At 38.5% G+C, this 15,627-nt stretch carries 14 protein-coding genes; 13 read left to right on the forward strand and 1 reads right to left on the reverse strand.

All coding sequences use genetic code 11. From position 1 onward, the window contains the following. Window positions 1–382: 382 nt before the first annotated feature. Window positions 383–943, forward strand: coding sequence for a glycerol-3-phosphate acyltransferase (locus MWJ95_RS00910; RefSeq protein ID WP_249103706.1), 561 nt, complete (start codon window positions 383–385; stop codon window positions 941–943). A 4-nt stretch (window positions 944–947) separates the two neighbouring features. Then, window positions 948–2,489 carry an aminotransferase class V-fold PLP-dependent enzyme gene (locus MWJ95_RS00915; protein WP_249103709.1) on the forward strand — a complete coding sequence of 514 codons (1,542 nt, stop codon included), beginning with the start codon at window positions 948–950 and terminating at the stop codon, window positions 2,487–2,489. Window positions 2,490–2,517: 28 nt separating this feature from the next. Here the strand turns inward: MWJ95_RS00915 and MWJ95_RS00920 are convergent, their stop codons facing one another. Then, entirely contained in the window at window positions 2,518–3,486 is a 969-nt protein-coding gene (locus MWJ95_RS00920) for an asparaginase (protein ID WP_249074161.1), read from the reverse strand. Window positions 3,487–3,834: 348 nt separating this feature from the next. Here MWJ95_RS00920 and prsW point away from each other — a divergent pair, with 348 nt between their 5' ends. From prsW to spoIVA, 11 genes are all read left to right on the forward strand, one after another. Next, entirely contained in the window at window positions 3,835–4,509 is a 675-nt protein-coding gene (gene prsW, locus MWJ95_RS00925; RefSeq protein ID WP_249074160.1) for a glutamic-type intramembrane protease PrsW, read from the forward strand. Between the two features lie 335 nt (window positions 4,510–4,844). Next, on the forward strand, window positions 4,845–5,666 hold the full coding sequence (sleB, locus tag MWJ95_RS00930; protein ID WP_249074159.1) for a spore cortex-lytic enzyme: 822 nt from the start codon (window positions 4,845–4,847) through the stop codon (window positions 5,664–5,666). Window positions 5,667–5,681: 15 nt separating this feature from the next. Beyond that, window positions 5,682–6,965 (forward strand): PepSY1/2 domain-containing protein, encoded by a 1,284-nt coding sequence (locus tag MWJ95_RS00935; RefSeq protein WP_249074158.1) that lies wholly within the window; start codon window positions 5,682–5,684, stop codon window positions 6,963–6,965. A gap of 84 nt (window positions 6,966–7,049) precedes the next feature. Further along, the gene (locus MWJ95_RS00940; protein WP_249074157.1) at window positions 7,050–7,709 is read left to right on the forward strand and encodes a flagellar brake protein; all 660 of its coding nucleotides are present in this window, start codon (window positions 7,050–7,052) and stop codon (window positions 7,707–7,709) included. 235 nt (window positions 7,710–7,944) lie between these two features. Next, the gene (cmk, locus tag MWJ95_RS00945; protein ID WP_249074156.1) at window positions 7,945–8,619 is read left to right on the forward strand and encodes a (d)CMP kinase; all 675 of its coding nucleotides are present in this window, start codon (window positions 7,945–7,947) and stop codon (window positions 8,617–8,619) included. Window positions 8,620–8,721: 102 nt separating this feature from the next. Next, window positions 8,722–9,858, forward strand: coding sequence for a 30S ribosomal protein S1 (gene rpsA, locus MWJ95_RS00950; protein WP_249074155.1), 1,137 nt, complete (start codon window positions 8,722–8,724; stop codon window positions 9,856–9,858). A 231-nt stretch (window positions 9,859–10,089) separates the two neighbouring features. Beyond that, window positions 10,090–11,400 carry a ribosome biogenesis GTPase Der gene (gene der, locus MWJ95_RS00955; RefSeq protein ID WP_249074154.1) on the forward strand — a complete coding sequence of 437 codons (1,311 nt, stop codon included), beginning with the start codon at window positions 10,090–10,092 and terminating at the stop codon, window positions 11,398–11,400. Between the two features lie 168 nt (window positions 11,401–11,568). Further along, a complete protein-coding gene (locus tag MWJ95_RS00960) occupies window positions 11,569–12,585 on the forward strand; it encodes an NAD(P)H-dependent glycerol-3-phosphate dehydrogenase (RefSeq protein WP_249074153.1) in 1,017 nt (338 codons plus the stop codon). A gap of 429 nt (window positions 12,586–13,014) precedes the next feature. After that, on the forward strand, window positions 13,015–13,224 hold the full coding sequence (locus tag MWJ95_RS00965) for a DUF2768 domain-containing protein (RefSeq protein WP_249074152.1): 210 nt from the start codon (window positions 13,015–13,017) through the stop codon (window positions 13,222–13,224). A 25-nt stretch (window positions 13,225–13,249) separates the two neighbouring features. Next, on the forward strand, window positions 13,250–14,041 hold the full coding sequence (locus tag MWJ95_RS00970; protein ID WP_249074151.1) for a hypothetical protein: 792 nt from the start codon (window positions 13,250–13,252) through the stop codon (window positions 14,039–14,041). A 92-nt stretch (window positions 14,042–14,133) separates the two neighbouring features. Continuing rightward, on the forward strand, window positions 14,134–15,612 hold the full coding sequence (gene spoIVA, locus MWJ95_RS00975; RefSeq protein ID WP_249074150.1) for a stage IV sporulation protein A: 1,479 nt from the start codon (window positions 14,134–14,136) through the stop codon (window positions 15,610–15,612). Window positions 15,613–15,627 lie beyond the last annotated feature (15 nt).

Below are 15,627 nucleotides of genomic sequence, written 5' to 3' on the forward strand. Positions count from 1 at the left end.
ATGCGACGGAAAGAAGGGCCAGAGCGACGGATGAAAGAGTCAAAGTGACGGAAAAAAGAGCCAGAGCGACGGATGGAAGAGTCGAAGTGACGGATAAAGAGCGGAGCGACAGATGGAAGAGTCAAAGTGACGGAAAGAAGAGCCAGAGCGACGGATGGAAGAGTCGGAGTGAAGGATGAAAGAGTCAAAGTGGCGGATAGAGAGCGGAGCGATGGATGAAAGAGCCGAAGTGACGGAAAGAAGAGCTGAAGTGACGAAAAGAAAATCGTATGTCTCATCCGACGCTCAAAATGAAAGACCCGCCCGGAACGGAAATTAACCTTACGTTAGGATAATCAGACATAATTTCTCTAATCGAAGCTGATAAAAAGGTGTGAAAGAAATGCTTGGTTTTTATTGGGTACTAAGTTACATGACAGGAAACTTTATGACGGCTTATGTCGTTGGAAAAGTTTATGGTGTTAATTTACAGGAAGAAAGAAGTAAAAACTTAGGGGCTAGAAATGCTGGTAGTGTGATTGGGAAAGATGCTTTTCTATGGACTTTTTTAGGGGATTCTTTAAAAGGTGCGCTCATTGTTGGTGCAGGGCGTTTATGGCATTTCGAAGAATGGGAAATTATTTTAGGCGCTAGTTTGTGCATCCTTGGTCATCTGTTTCCATTTTGGTTAAAGTTTAATGGGGGAAAAGGGGTAGCAACTTTTATAGGTGTGGGTCTGGCATTATCCCCGAGCTTATTTTTAATGATGGTTGTAGGGACAGCTATTACACTAAGTATCACTAGAAGTTTAACACTTAGTATGCTAGGTGGCTTTCTATTATATGTTGGAGCGATTATGTACACAGATAAATTATCTTTATATATTCCGTTACTAGTAGCAATTATTTTTATGCTTATGAAGCATATGTCAAATATTAAAGAGTCATTAGAGAGAAGGAAGTGAAGAAATGTATTGGTGCAAAATTGCGCATACAGAAGCAGAGTTTGAGGAGATTGCGCGATTAAATTACGAAACCTTTGTCGAAGAAATTCCGCAGCATAAACCAAACTCCGAAAGAAAAAAAGTAGATCGTTTTCATCATGAGAATACATATATTGTTGTTTATAAAGGAATAGAACTTATAGGTATGCTGGCATTTAGAGATCAAAGGCCGTTTTCAATTGATGAAAAGATAGGAAAGGTTGAGCAGTATTTATCAAAAGAGATTGGAACTAAGCTATGTGAAGTTAGGTTGCTTGCCGTTAAGAAGGCATATCGAACAGGAAGAGTATTGCTGAAATTGACTCAGGCACTAACTGCTTTTGCATATGAAAAAGGTTATTCGGCAGCTGTTATTTCAGGTACTACCCGTGAAGAGAAACTATATAAGCAAATGGGGTTTACCCAATTTGCGCCTGCTACAGGGACAGAGGATGCTTTATTTTTACCAATGGTATTAACGAGACAGCAGTTTGAAAGGTCTTTGCAGCAAAGACTGGCGAAGGAGTGTCATACATTTTATCCTGGCCCGGTGAAACAGTGCGAACCAATTATGTTTTCTGAGCTTTCTCATCGTTCATTAGGCTTTCAATCATTGTTTGAACAAATGAGAAATAAGTTACTTCAACTATCTGGAGCGGAGCATGTAGCTACCATTGTGGGAACTGGAACATTGGCGAATGAAGTTATGCTTGGGCAATTAAAGGCTCAACAATTAGGACGTGGACTACTATTAACAAATGGTGAATTCGGAGAGCGTCTTCGAAAGCAAGCAGAGAGATGGGCATTGGATTTTGATGTAATGGAGCAAGATTGGGGAAGACCGTTTGATTCAAATAAGTTAGACGCTTATTTACAAAAAAGAACGTATCAATGGCTTCTTGTCGTACATGGGGAAACATCGACTGGTACTTGTAATGATATAAAGGAAATTGTACAGCTTACTAAGCGATATAATATAAAGCTTTGCATGGATTGCATCAGTTCCTTTGGAGCAATGCCATTTTCTTTAAAAGATTGTTATTTAGCGACTGCGGTGAGTGGAAAAGCTATTGGTGCACTTAGTGGCTTGGCTTTTGTTTTTTCGCAAAATCTGGTGAAATCTTCTTCAACATTACCTGCGTATTTAGATTTAGGGAATTACCAGCAAGGATCGATTCCGTTTACATTACCAGCCGTACTTGTTGCAAATGTGACTACAGCTTTACAGGCATATCCAGAAAGATATGGTCAGCTACAACAACGTTTTGAAACATTGCTGCAGCTACCATTTATGGACTATCAAGTTTCAACTAAACAGTATCCGATGCTAATCACGTTACAACTGCCTAAGGCTTTGGCAAATCTACAGAGAGATTTAAATTTAAATGGTTATTATGTTCATGCGGATAGCCAATACTTACGTCAAAGAAATTTCATACAGCTATCTGTTATTCAGCCAGATTTTGAGATCGCAATCAAGCATTTACAGATAATCTTGAAATATTATAAGCAAATTATTGATGCATAACCTTAAGTGACTAATGAATACATTAGCCTTACATGAAAAATTCCTTTAAATCTAGAGGAGTACCGACTTTGTTGAGCCCAATTAATAATTTTAAACGCGCTTTTTGACCATTAATACCAGTGGCAAATATAGCGCCTAAGTCTTCGAGCATTTTGCCCCCGCCAACATAGCCGTATACACCTTCTGCGATCCCATTAAAACAACGGGATACAAGTATAACAGGAATACCGCGCTCTATAAGACTTTCAATACCTTTAACAACTGATGGAGGGACGTTACCTTGTCCTAGACCTTCTAACACAACGCCATCATATTTACATGCGAGTACTACATCAAGTAAGTCAACTTCCATACCAGCATAGACTTTCAGCATGGCTACTCGTTTTGATAATCCATCAACATCTACATATTGACGGCGGATAGGGGCATGATGAAATAATATTCTAGATTTTGTAATAAGTCCGATTGGGCCATATTGAGGTGACTGGAAGGTGTTTACTGAACTAGTGCTTGTTTTTGTCGTGTTAACAGCAAGGTGGACCTCGTCATTCATAACAACAAGCACACCTTTCTCACGCGCTTCATCATCCACAGCTACACGGACGGCTTCTACTAAATTATAAACCCCGTCTGCACCAAGTTCGTTTGAGGAACGCATTGCACCTGTTAATACAATAGGAATTGATAAATCAGTTGTTAACTCTAAAAAATAAGCTGTTTCCTCTAATGTATCAGTACCATGGGTGATGACAACGCCATCTATTTTTTCCTCTGCAACCTTTTCAATAATAAGGTTTCGTAATGCAAGCATTTCTTTTTGAGTAATATGCGGTGATGGGAGATTAAAAGCCTCCATTTCCATAATTGTTGCCAGTGCATCAAGTTTGCTGCTCTCTTGCATTAGAGGATTTTCCTTGTTTGGCATAACGGCACCTTCATCACTCATCGCCATAGAAATGGTTCCACCTGTATGAATTAATAAAATTGTTTTTTTCATAAAAATATTATCTCCTTTTAAAAAGTTTTATGTCATATCATGGTATAATAATAGCAGTTTATCTTCGTATAACAGATATTTTTTTGTCGAAAACGAAAGTTTGATGTCACAGAAGTTTTCCACTTGAGATATTCGGAAATATATTATTATAGAAGTGTCCAATAATTGGTACAAAGAGATAAACTTAGCATAGAAAATTATACATCCTGAGAAAATGCCAATGTGCTGACGCTTCGCTTACGTGCGAGAAAAGATTGTTGGATTAAGGCAGTAGAAGGATGTCACGAATTTTAAAATCTTAACATAATATTGTCAAGGTGAAAATGATTTTTGAAAGGAGCCGGCATCATGATCATTTTATTATCAGCTGCCATTGCTCCCGGTCTAGCGCTTTTTAGTTACTTTTATTTGCGCAATCAGATGGCAACGGAGCCAAGAAGAACCTTACTTCAAACGTTTTTGTATGGTGCATTTTTAACGTTCCCGATCTTGTTCTTACAATATGTACTAACGGAGGAAGGGGTCTTTCGATATCTTTATCTACAAGATGTAGTTTTTTCTAGTGTAGTTGAAGAGTTTTTTAAATGGTTTGTTCTTTTAATCGCAATCTACAATCATGTAGAATTCGATGATCCTTATGATGGCATACTATATGGTGCAAGTATATCTCTTGGTTTTGCTACGATAGAAAATGTGCTTTATTTATTTTCTTTCGGTTTGGATACTGCATTTATGCGTGCCTTATTACCTGTATCAAGTCATGCTTTGTTCGGAGTTGTAATGGGCTATTATTATGGACGTGCCAAGTTTTCAAAGCTTGCAAAGACGAAAGAAATGATTGCTATGGCGTTTTGTGCACCGGTAGTATTACACATTTTATATAACACAATTTTATCGTTTAAAGGCTATTGGGTCTATTTAATGATCCCTTTTATGCTATTTTTGTGGTGGTTTGGGCTACGAAAAGTAAAGCTTGCTCATTATCATCTTGTACAACATTTGCATATGCATAAAAAAATATAAAGCGTAGAAATCTAAAAAAGATTTCTGCGCTTTTTATTTTGTAGCGAAAGCAAAGAGTCAGCTACAGAAACCTTCAACCTCTATAGGTGTGAGATGAAAGGAGTTTACAGAGGATGTTAGCCTTTAAATCATCGCATCCTTGCGATAACAGCTAACTGACCTGCATCGGTAAAAACAAACGCCACGTCCTGTGGCATTACCGAAATGACCGACATCGTGTTGGCCCTCGTGCAGCATAAGCACAAAGCCGATTCTGGACGCAATTTTGCCGAGGTAAAATTGATATGTATAAAATGAGTCGTTTGTTTCAAGCTATGAAAAAAGGAGTGATGATAGTGCGTTTAGTAAGCATGATTTTTGCTTTGATGTTGGGGATTAGTATATTCGCTATTCCGCAAAATGACGCCATTGCATTTACCGAGCAACAAATTTCTCGGGGTGCTTATGGGGATGATGTAATTGAGCTTCAGGCAAGGCTACAATACTTAGGATTTTATAAAAGTAAAATTGATGGCAAATTTGGCTATAACACATATTGGGCTTTACGAAATTTCCAAGAGAAATATGGTTTACCCGTGGATGGAATAGCCGGTGCTAAAACGAAAAAAACGTTATCAGGTTATTCAGATTATGATGAAGGATGGGTAAAAGCCCAATTAAATGCAGGCAATCAATTTACCTATTATGGCGGCATGCCACTTGAACAGCAAGTGAAAACAAACACAGGCGGCGGTGGTGGCGGAGGTAAAAGTAGTGGAAGTAGTAATAATAATGGAACTAAAACTCAAGTACCTCCAAAGTATACTGACAGAGATGTACAACTAATGGCGAATGCGGTTTTTGGTGAAGCTAGGGGAGAGCCTTATGAAGGTCAAGTGGCTGTAGCGGCTGTTATTTTAAATCGTTTGGAAAGTCCTGAATTCCCTAACACTATTTCAGGTATTATCTTCCAACCGTTAGCATTTACTGCGGTGGCAGATGGACAAATTTGGCTTGAACCAAATGAACGTGCAAAAGAAGCAGTTCTTGATGCTATGAATGGATGGGATCCTTCAGAAAATGCACTTTATTATTTTAACCCGAAAACAGCTACAAGTAAGTGGATTTGGTCAAGACCTCAAATAAAACGAATTGGAGAACACATTTTCTGTTCATAAGAAAGGAGGAAAAAAATGAGAACGATGCTCGTTATACTCACTGCAGCAGTTATTGGTTTAGGAGCATATAGCATTAATATGCACGGAAAAAATACAAGTTTACAACGTACTGTACTAGCTCAGTACACAGATAACTTAACAGATGCATCTGAAAAATTATCGCATCTACAAAGAGCTGTTTCACAATCGCTATTGTTTCGGGATGACAACGCCATTCACAATGAGTTAGATTCTGTTTGGCGACTAAGCTCTGACGTTCGATCTTCTATGTCGAATATTCCTATCGGACAGGAAATGTCAAACGACTGGTTAAGCTACTTAGGGCGTTTAGGGGATGAGGCAAAGAAAACGTCTAAAACAGGTGATTACCAAGCTTGGCGAGAAAAAATGCCACAAGTCTCTACAAATTTACAAGCCCTATCAGATGAATGGTCAGCAGCAACAGTAGATTTTTATAAAAACAACGGTAAGATGGATGTCTGGTTAAGACAAGTTGATACTAAAAACCCAAATACAACTTTTGATCATGTACAAAAGACATTAAAGGATTACAGCGAAAAAGACTTCCCACTTACATTGAGTGAATCGGATTGGCAGAAAAAAATAGAACTTAAAGCATTACAAGATTCAGTTATTACTGAAAAAGAAGCATTGGAAAAAGTAAAACAACTATTCCCTATCATAAAAGATGCAACATTTACTGTTACGAAAAGTAGCGATACTGCACCATATCCGTTCTATCACATCCAATTCCACCAAGATATTCGTTTAGGATATGTCGATCTAACAGAAAAAGGCGGGCATTTAATATCCTATTTAGTAGAACGTCCAGTAGATGAAGCAAGATTATCACAAGATGAAATTATGAAAAAAGCTGAAGAATATGTAAAACGACTTGGCATGAATGATGTTGCATTTGTGGAATCACGTGAAAACCATCAAGCATGGCATGTGACATTTGCACGTGTTCACCCTGGCGATAATGCATTAATTTATGCAGATGGGGTGCAATTAAAGCTTGCTAAGGACACAGGCGAGTTACTTGGTGCAAATGCGATGGAATATATTCAAGCTGAGACGATTAAACCACAAACTGCAAAACCAATTGATTGGCAAACTTTCTTCGATGACGATGTGAAAGTACAAGAAGTAAAAAATATTTATACTGATAACGGACAATTTGAACAACGTCTTTGCTATGAAGTCATCGCAGTCCGTGATAAAAACACGCAAGAAACATTTAGAATTGTTATTGATGCTGAAAACCATAACGTTTTAAAGGTGGAATATTTAACTTAATATAAGAAGAAACTACCAATTTATCTAGCCAAAATGGGCATCTCGTGCGATAATAAATCTATATTTGTGTTCGGGGAGATGCTCATGGAAATAAAAATTGGTACGCAATTAGAACTTGAACCAGCTTATACGGAGCGTGTTGAAAAATTCCGCTGTAAAGTTGTAGAACAAAAAGAAAATATTCTTTACATCGATTACCCAATAAATGTTGCTACAAAGAAAACAGCTTTTTTAATAGATGGTTCTGAGTTTAGAGCGACTTTTCGCACGGAGGATAAGCAATCATTTGCTTTCAATACTGAAGTAATCGGACGTAAAGCTGGTAATATACCTATGATTATGTTGCATTGTCCAAAGGCAGATGACTTTATCAAAATTCAACGTCGTGAATATGTACGTGTGGAAACGCCTGTGGATGTCGCTGTTCAATTTAAGGATTTCAAATATCAGCTTGTAACATCGGACATTAGCGCAGGTGGTTTGGCAGTTATGTTGAACGGGACAGTTGCTTTTCAAGAAGGCAATGCGGTTCAGTTAACAATCGTTTTACCATTTGCCAATGGGGATGTAAAATACGTGGTCACGGATGCGATGGTTGTTCGTATATTTGAAAAAGATGACAAAAAAATGGCAACTATTCAATTAACTGATACTGATGATGTAGACCAACAGCATATTGTTCGTTTTTGCTTCGAACGTCAGTTAGTGAATCGTCGTAAAGAAATAAATCCTTTTGATGCTTGATACTTCTTTTACGGGTGTCCAAACACGCACCGAAATAATTGGGACTGATCGACCAACATCATGTTGGTCTAGCACATCTGGCAGATGCCTTCCCAACTGATTGGAAGATGCCATGGAATTTTGCGGGGAGTTTACACACCTTTAAATCGAGTAGTAATTTTCATTTGAGAAAGCCCTCTGCTTAAAGAGGGCTTTTTTATGATACAATATGGTGTGAAAGAAAGTAGGGGAAACTATGAAGAAAAATATTCAAATTGCAATCGATGGACCGGCTGGTGCTGGGAAAAGCACCATCGCGAAAATTGTTGCAGAGGCACTTGGATTTACTTATATCGACACAGGTGCTATGTATCGTGCTGTGACGTATAAAGCAATGCAACAAAACATACATTTAGATGATGAGACTAAATTAGCAGAAATGCTAGCATCTACCACAATTGAATTAAAGCCTTCTTCTGAGGGACAACTAGTCTTTTTAGAAGGGAAGAACGTGTCGGCAGAAATTCGATCTAATGAGGTAACTTCATCTGTTTCACAAGTAGCGGCACACGCTAAAGTACGTGAACTATTAGTAGCTCAGCAACAAAAGCTTGCGGCTAATGGTAGTGTTGTTATGGACGGGCGCGATATTGCTACGCATGTATTAAAGGATGCAGAACTAAAAATCTTTATGTCTGCAACTGTAGAAGAGAGAGCAAGACGTCGTTTTATGGACAATCAAAAACGAGGAATTGAATCGTCCATTGAAAAACTGCAAGAAGAAATTGCCCTGCGCGATAAAATGGATAGCGAGCGTGAAGCATCGCCACTAATTCAAGCTGAAGATGCCATCTTTTTAGACACAACAGCATTATCAATTGATGAAGCAGCACAGGCCATTTTAAAATTAGCGCAAGAAAAAATGGTATAAATCCGAAAATTTCAGACATTTTTTGAATTTAAAGGATTTATTTTTGTCTTTGTCTTCAATTTCGAATAAAATAGTAAGGGAAGATGCGAAGGAGGGTTACATATGTCTGAAGAAATGAACTATGCAGAACAAACATTTAACGAAGGTGATATCGTCAAAGGTATTGCTGAGCAAGTTGATGAAAAAGCGGTAACTGTTTCAATTCCAGGTGCACCGTATGATGGTATTGTGCCTATCAGTGAATTATCAAGCTTACACATTGAAAAAGCGTCTGACGTAATCTCTGTTGGAGATGAGTTGGAGTTGATGATTACAAAAGTTGAAGAAGAAAACTATGTATTATCAAAACGGAAAGTAGATGCTTTAAAAGCATGGGATTCACTTGAACAACAATTCAACGCTGAGGAAGTTTTTGAAGCTGAAGTAAAAGATATTGTTAAAGGTGGTCTTGTCGTTGATTTAGGAGTACGTGGCTTCGTTCCAGCATCCCTAGTAGAAGACTACTTTGTTGATGATTTTGAAGACTATAAAGGCAAATCACTTAGCTTTAAAATTGTTGAACTTGATAAAGAAAAAAATCGCTTAATTTTATCACATCGTGCTGTAGTGGAAGCTGAAAAAGCTTCTCAAAAGAAAGATGTGATTAACCATATTAAAACGGGTGATGTTTTAGATGGTAAAGTACAGCGTATCGCATCATTTGGTGCATTTATTGACCTTGGTGGTATTGATGGCCTTGTGCATATTTCGCAGGTGTCTCATGAGCATGTAAGTGATGTGAGCGAGGTTTTATCAGAGGGACAAGAGGTGAAGGTTAAAGTCCTTTCTGTAGACCCTGAAAATGAGCGTATTTCGCTATCCATTAAGGAAACGATTCCTGGTCCTTGGTCGCATATCGAAGAGCGTGCAGCTAAAGGTACAGTGCTAGATGGAAAAGTAAAACGTCTAACTTCATTTGGAGCATTTGTGGAAGTTTTCCCAGGTGTAGAAGGTTTAGTGCATATTTCGCAAATCGCGCATAAGCATATTAACACGCCGCACGAAGCTCTAAAAGAAGGGCAAGAGGTACAGGTAAAAGTACTTGACGTAAATGCTGAAGATGGCCGCTTAGCATTAAGCATTAAGGATTTACTTGAAAATCCTGAGGCTGAGGAAGTAGTTGACTATGAATTACCTGAAGAAAACACAGGTTTCTCATTCGGTGATGTTATTGGCGATAAACTGAAAAATTTTAAATAGACTAGACAAGCGAGGATACAGTTTGTGTCCTCGCTTTTTTATGGATTGAAGAAGAGTGTTAAAAGCGACGGATAGTGGAAAAAATCAAATAGAAGTGACGAAATGATATAAAAATTTCCAAGTGGATGGATAGAACAGTACATAGCGCGCTCCTTAATGGATATGATATGATATAATGGCATTTTTCGTGTATAATAGCGAAAGACAAGAAGTTGGAAGGATGAAGTACAGATGACGAAACCAGTAGTAGCCATCGTAGGTCGTCCGAACGTAGGTAAGTCGACGATTTTTAATCGTATCGTTGGAGAACGTGTATCGATTGTGGAAGATATTCCAGGCGTTACACGCGACCGTATTTATAGTTCGGCAGAGTGGTTAGCACATGATTTTAATATTATTGATACAGGCGGTATTGAGATTGGGGACGAGCCGTTTTTAGAGCAAATTCGTCAACAAGCAGAGATTGCCATTGATGAGGCGGACGTTATTATTTTTATGACAAATGGTCGTGAAGGTGTAACAGCTGCCGATGAGCAAGTAGCAAAAATTTTATACAAAACAAAAAAACCGGTCGTTTTAGCAGTGAATAAAATTGATAACCCGGACATGCGCGAGATGATTTATGATTTCTATGCGCTTGGCTTTGGTGAGCCTTGGCCAATTTCTGGTTCTCACGGTTTAGGCTTAGGGGATTTATTGGATGAATGTGCAAAGCATTTCCCTAAGGAGGATGAAGATCAATATGGTGACGAGGTCATTAAATTCTCGTTAATTGGTCGTCCAAATGTGGGGAAATCTTCGTTAGTAAATGCATTTTTAGGCCAAGACCGTGTTATTGTTAGTAATATCGCAGGTACTACTCGAGATGCGATTGACACGCCTTATGAGTATGATGATCAGGAATATGTCATTATTGATACTGCAGGTATGCGTAAAAAAGGGAAAGTGTACGAAACGACAGAGAAATATTCTGTATTGCGTGCGCTACGTGCAATCGAACGCTCTGATGTTGTTTTAGTCGTTCTAAACGCAGAAGAAGGCATCCAAGAGCAGGATAAAAAAATTGCGGGTTATGCACATGAAGCAGGAAAAGCGATTGTTATTGTAGTGAATAAATGGGATGCAATTGAAAAAGATGAAAAAACAATGAACGTCTTTACACAACAAATTCGTGAGCATTTCTTATTCTTAGACTACGCACCAATTATTTTTGTTTCAGCCAATACAAAGCAACGTGTTCATCAAATTTTACCGATTATACAGCGCGTAAGTGAAAACCATGCCATGCGAATTCAATCATCTATCCTTAATGAGGTTATTGAGGATGCTGTGGCACGTAACCCAGCACCAGCTGATAAAGGTCGTCGTCTTCGCATCTACTATGCTACTCAAGTTGCGATACAGCCACCGACGTTTGTGGTGTTTGTCAATGAACCAGAGCTAATGCATTTCTCTTATGAACGATTTTTAGAAAATCGAATTCGAGAAACATTTGATTTTGAAGGAACGCCAATTCGTTTAATTTCCCGTGCTCGTGCTTAGGAAAAATATACACATACAATACGCCAGCCCGACTATAATTGTTGGGTGGCGTCTTTTTACAAGAGAGGAAAGTATAATTTTCCAAATGTCTACTAGAAGATTGCTTTGAAAGGTTTTCTTATGTAAGCTTTTCTCTAGCGTTTTTTTCTTAACAAGGGAGGATTTTGAATGGAAAAGATTTGTGTGTTAGGGGCAGGTTCGTGGGGTACAGCGCTCGCGATGGTACTTGCAGAAAATGGACATGATACACTTTTATGGACTCATCGAACTGATCAAGCAGACGAAATTAACAACTTGCATACGAATAAGAAGTATTTACCTGAAACGGTACTACCGGCAAATTTGTATGCAACAAGTGATATTGCTGAGGCAGTTGCTCATTCGGAGACAATTGTCGTAGCCGTGCCTACAAAGGCTATTCGAGAAGTATGTGAAAAAATGATAGCATTACTCGATAAAAAAGTACTGTTTGTTCATGTATCGAAAGGGATTGAGCCCGATACATTAAAACGAATTTCAGAAATTTTAGAAGAAAGTTTACCAGCTGAATTTGTTGAAGAAATTGTAGTCCTTTCAGGCCCAAGTCATGCAGAGGAAGTTGTTTTACACCACCCGACAACTGTTACAGCCGCTTGTGCAAGCATTGAAGCCGCAGAAAAAGTTCAGGATTTATTTATGAATCAATTTTTCCGTGTTTATACAAGCAAAGATGTGATCGGCGTAGAAATAGGCGGGGCATTAAAAAACGTAATCGCATTAGCTGCAGGTATTTCAGACGGCTTAAATTATGGTGATAATGCCAAAGCGGCACTTATTACGCGAGGATTGGCTGAGATTTCACGTCTTGGTGTTAAAATGGGTGGGAATCCATTTACATTCTCTGGACTTACAGGCATGGGGGACTTAATTGTAACATGTACAAGTGTGCACTCTCGAAACTGGCGTGCAGGTAATTTACTGGGACAAGGAATGAAACTGCCAGAGGTATTAGACCAAATGGGCATGGTTGTTGAAGGGGTACGCACAACAAAAGCTGCCTATCAATTAGCGGAGAAAAATGAGGTTGCTATGCCTATAACAACGGAGCTTTATAGTGTTTTATTTAGTGATGTTGAACCGAAAGTAGCGGTTGATGCATTAATGATGCGTATGAAAAAGCGTGAAATCGATGACATGATATACTAAAATTAATGGAACATACCGGATCTATTTGATTAGATTTGTCATAGAATGGACATAAATAGGGTATCTCAGTTGATAACTGAGATGCCTTATTGCGTTTTCAGTTGAATAAGCAATAGCGGATTGTCAATTTAACAACTTTCAGAAGAAGTTCCTTACCTCTATGGTTGCTGGTATGATGCGGAATGAAGTTACTTTTCAGCGGGAGCCGAAATAGAGGAGAATACCACGTCCTGTAGCAATTTATCTGTGCGAAAGCGAAGCGATAGCAATACAAGACTGACCAACATCACGTTGGCCTAAAGCCTTTGGCGAATTGTGCCGAGGCATAATAGATTGCTAGTTACTGGACAACTATTTCATTTTAACGAATGCACATAGTATAATATAGTTTGATTGTTTTGTGATGTCGAAGAAAGGTGGTTGTCTTGAATGGGTCCGTTAGCACATTTGCCAGCGCTTGATATAATGTGGGTATCATTTTATTGTATCGGCTTTTTGATTGTATCTGTTGGTTTAATCTTCTTAGCTCGTCATAAGATTTCGAACGTTTTTTTACGTACAATTGTAAATTTAATGGCATACATACTGTTTGGGCTAGGCACATTTTTAATGGTACTAATTATTGCCACATGGCCATGATAAAAAATGATGAGGTGAAAGTGACGTGAAAAAACTAAGTGCTTTTCTTTTGGTAATTGTAACCGCGGTACTTTTAGTAGGTTGTGCATATCCAGAAGACGAAAAAAGGGCAAAATTAGTGCCTGATGCTGATCAATTAGCTGCGGTTCAGCGTGCGGTTGATGAATACCGAGAAGCAACTGGTGGACTAGTTCCTATTAAAAATAGCGAGCTAGATACAGATATATATATAAAATATTTAATTGATTTTGAAAAACTAATGCCAAAATATCTCGCGCAAATTCCTGGAAATGCCTATGAAAAGGGTGGAATATTCCAGTATATTATTTGGGATCCAGAGAAAGAAGCTAAAGTAAAATTGGTGGACTTAAATGCTGCAGAGCGAATTCGTGAAATAAATATTCGTAAACTTTCTACTCAGTATTTGCCTATAAAGGATGCAACTTCCGATAATGTATACCAAATTGATTTTGAAAAATTAGGCTATAAAAACGATGTTACTGTGAAAAGCCCTTATTCTGGTGCTGAATTACCAATATTTATGACAGGCGATGGCGAAATGCATGTCGACTATTCTATTGATTTAGGTCAACTACTAAAAGAAGACAAGCCAGATGTGAAGCCAGGAGATGATATTCGACTCCTACTTGTCGATAAATATCCAGTAGTACCGGCTTATTCTATACCGTATACAGTAGATGAAAAAGGTGAGCCAATTTATTTTATGGACGAATATAATAGTGATGCAAAAAAAGCTAGAGAAAAAGCTAAGGAAAAAGCAATTCAAGAGTCTGAATCCAAAACTAAAAAAGAGTAGTCAATAAAGCTCCTTACATTTGTGAGGAGCTTTTCATATTTATCTATTCGCTCGCATATAGTGAAAAAGCGTAGATAAAGGAGGCAGAAACCTTGAGTGAAGCAGTATTTAGAGAAATTGCAGAGCGCACAAATGGCGATGTTTATATTGGTGTTGTCGGTCCAGTACGTGTAGGTAAATCAACATTTGTAAAAAAGGTTATGGAATCGGTCGTGTTACCAAATATTGTGGACGAAACAGAAAGAATGCGTGCGCAAGACGAGTTGCCACAAAGCTCGCCGGGGCCAGTCATTATGACTGCTGAGCCGAAGTTTGTGCCTGCACAAGCAACACGTATTGCGGTTGGTGACGATGAAATGACGTTCCAAATTCGTTTAGCAGACTGCGTTGGTTATATCATTGAAGGGACAAAAGGCTATGAGGATGAAAATGGGCCAAAATATGTGCACACACCTTGGCATACAGAGCCTATCCCTTTCCAAGAAGCGGCGAAAATAGGCACAGATAAAGTAATTCGTGATCATGCCAATATTGGAATTGTTGTAACGACAGATGGCACGGTAAATGGTATAAGCCGTCGTGCGGCAGAGAAGGCTGAAGAAGAAATTGTAGAACAATTAATGGATATTGGAAAACCATTCGTTATTGTATTGAATTGCCAAATGCCGGCACGAGAAGAAACGGTACAGCTTCGAAATGAGCTATTTGAGCGATATAATGTTCCAGTTATTGCTACTTCTATTGATCAAATGCGAGCATCTGATATTCAGTATATTTTGCAAGAAGCATTATTTGAATTTCCAATTCGGACAATAGAAGTGGAAAAACCAGATTGGTTAGATGTTTTAGATGCATCACACCCATTGAACGTTGCATTAATCGATTCGATGGAAGAAGTGCTATCATCTATTATGAAAATTAGAGATGTACAGCAAGCGTCAGATGCCTTTAAAGCCATTGATTTTATTGACCAGAGTGAAGTGGTACATGTGGATGCTGGTATTGGGACCGCCGTCATCCGAGTGTCATTACAAAGTGAGCTTTATAAGTCAGTTTGCAATGAATGGCTAGATGAGCCGATTGAGACGAAGCGAGATTGGCTACTCTTTATTAAAGAGGCAGCGGAAGCAAAAGAAGCGCAAAAACGCTTTAAAACTGCTATTAGTGAAGCAGATTCGAACGGTTATGGTGTCACATTGCCGATGATGCAGGAGTTTGAGCCAACAGCACCAGAGCTCATTAAACAAAATAATTTTTATGGTGTTCGTATGAAGGCAAAAGCGCCATCATATCATATCATTCGAGTAGATATGGAATCAGAATTCGCGCCACTAATTGGCTCTGAATTCCATAGTCAACAATTACTTAAGGATTTAAATCATGCTTATTTACATGATCGTGAAGCTTTATGGAATACACAACTTTTTGGAACGCCGCTACATGAAGTGTTAAAAGAAGGGATACGCTACAAAATGGATGCTGTACCATCTACAGCCAAAAAACGTATGCGACAAACAATTGAACGTATGGTGAACGAGGGTGACAGAGGATTAGTTACATTTATTTTGTAGTGAAAAAATGAAAAA

Origin of the sequence: Lysinibacillus sp. Bpr_S20 (assembly GCF_023337835.1) — a bacterium.
Classification (GTDB): Bacteria; Bacillota; Bacilli; order Bacillales_A; family Planococcaceae; genus Lysinibacillus.

Coding starts and splice junctions, on each gene's coding strand:
- cmk (WP_249074156.1), top strand. CDS start 7,945: ATGAAGAAAAATATTCAAATTGCAATCGATGGACCGGCTGGTGCTGGG.
- MWJ95_RS00910 (WP_249103706.1), top strand. CDS start 383: ATGCTTGGTTTTTATTGGGTACTAAGTTACATGACAGGAAACTTTATG.
- MWJ95_RS00940 (WP_249074157.1), top strand. CDS start 7,050: ATGGAAATAAAAATTGGTACGCAATTAGAACTTGAACCAGCTTATACG.
- prsW (WP_249074160.1), top strand. CDS start 3,835: ATGATCATTTTATTATCAGCTGCCATTGCTCCCGGTCTAGCGCTTTTT.
- MWJ95_RS00935 (WP_249074158.1), top strand. CDS start 5,682: ATGAGAACGATGCTCGTTATACTCACTGCAGCAGTTATTGGTTTAGGA.
- MWJ95_RS00920 (WP_249074161.1), bottom strand. CDS start 3,486: ATGAAAAAAACAATTTTATTAATTCATACAGGTGGAACCATTTCTATG.
- MWJ95_RS00965 (WP_249074152.1), top strand. CDS start 13,015: ATGGGTCCGTTAGCACATTTGCCAGCGCTTGATATAATGTGGGTATCA.
- der (WP_249074154.1), top strand. CDS start 10,090: ATGACGAAACCAGTAGTAGCCATCGTAGGTCGTCCGAACGTAGGTAAG.
- MWJ95_RS00960 (WP_249074153.1), top strand. CDS start 11,569: ATGGAAAAGATTTGTGTGTTAGGGGCAGGTTCGTGGGGTACAGCGCTC.
- MWJ95_RS00915 (WP_249103709.1), top strand. CDS start 948: ATGTATTGGTGCAAAATTGCGCATACAGAAGCAGAGTTTGAGGAGATT.
- rpsA (WP_249074155.1), top strand. CDS start 8,722: ATGTCTGAAGAAATGAACTATGCAGAACAAACATTTAACGAAGGTGAT.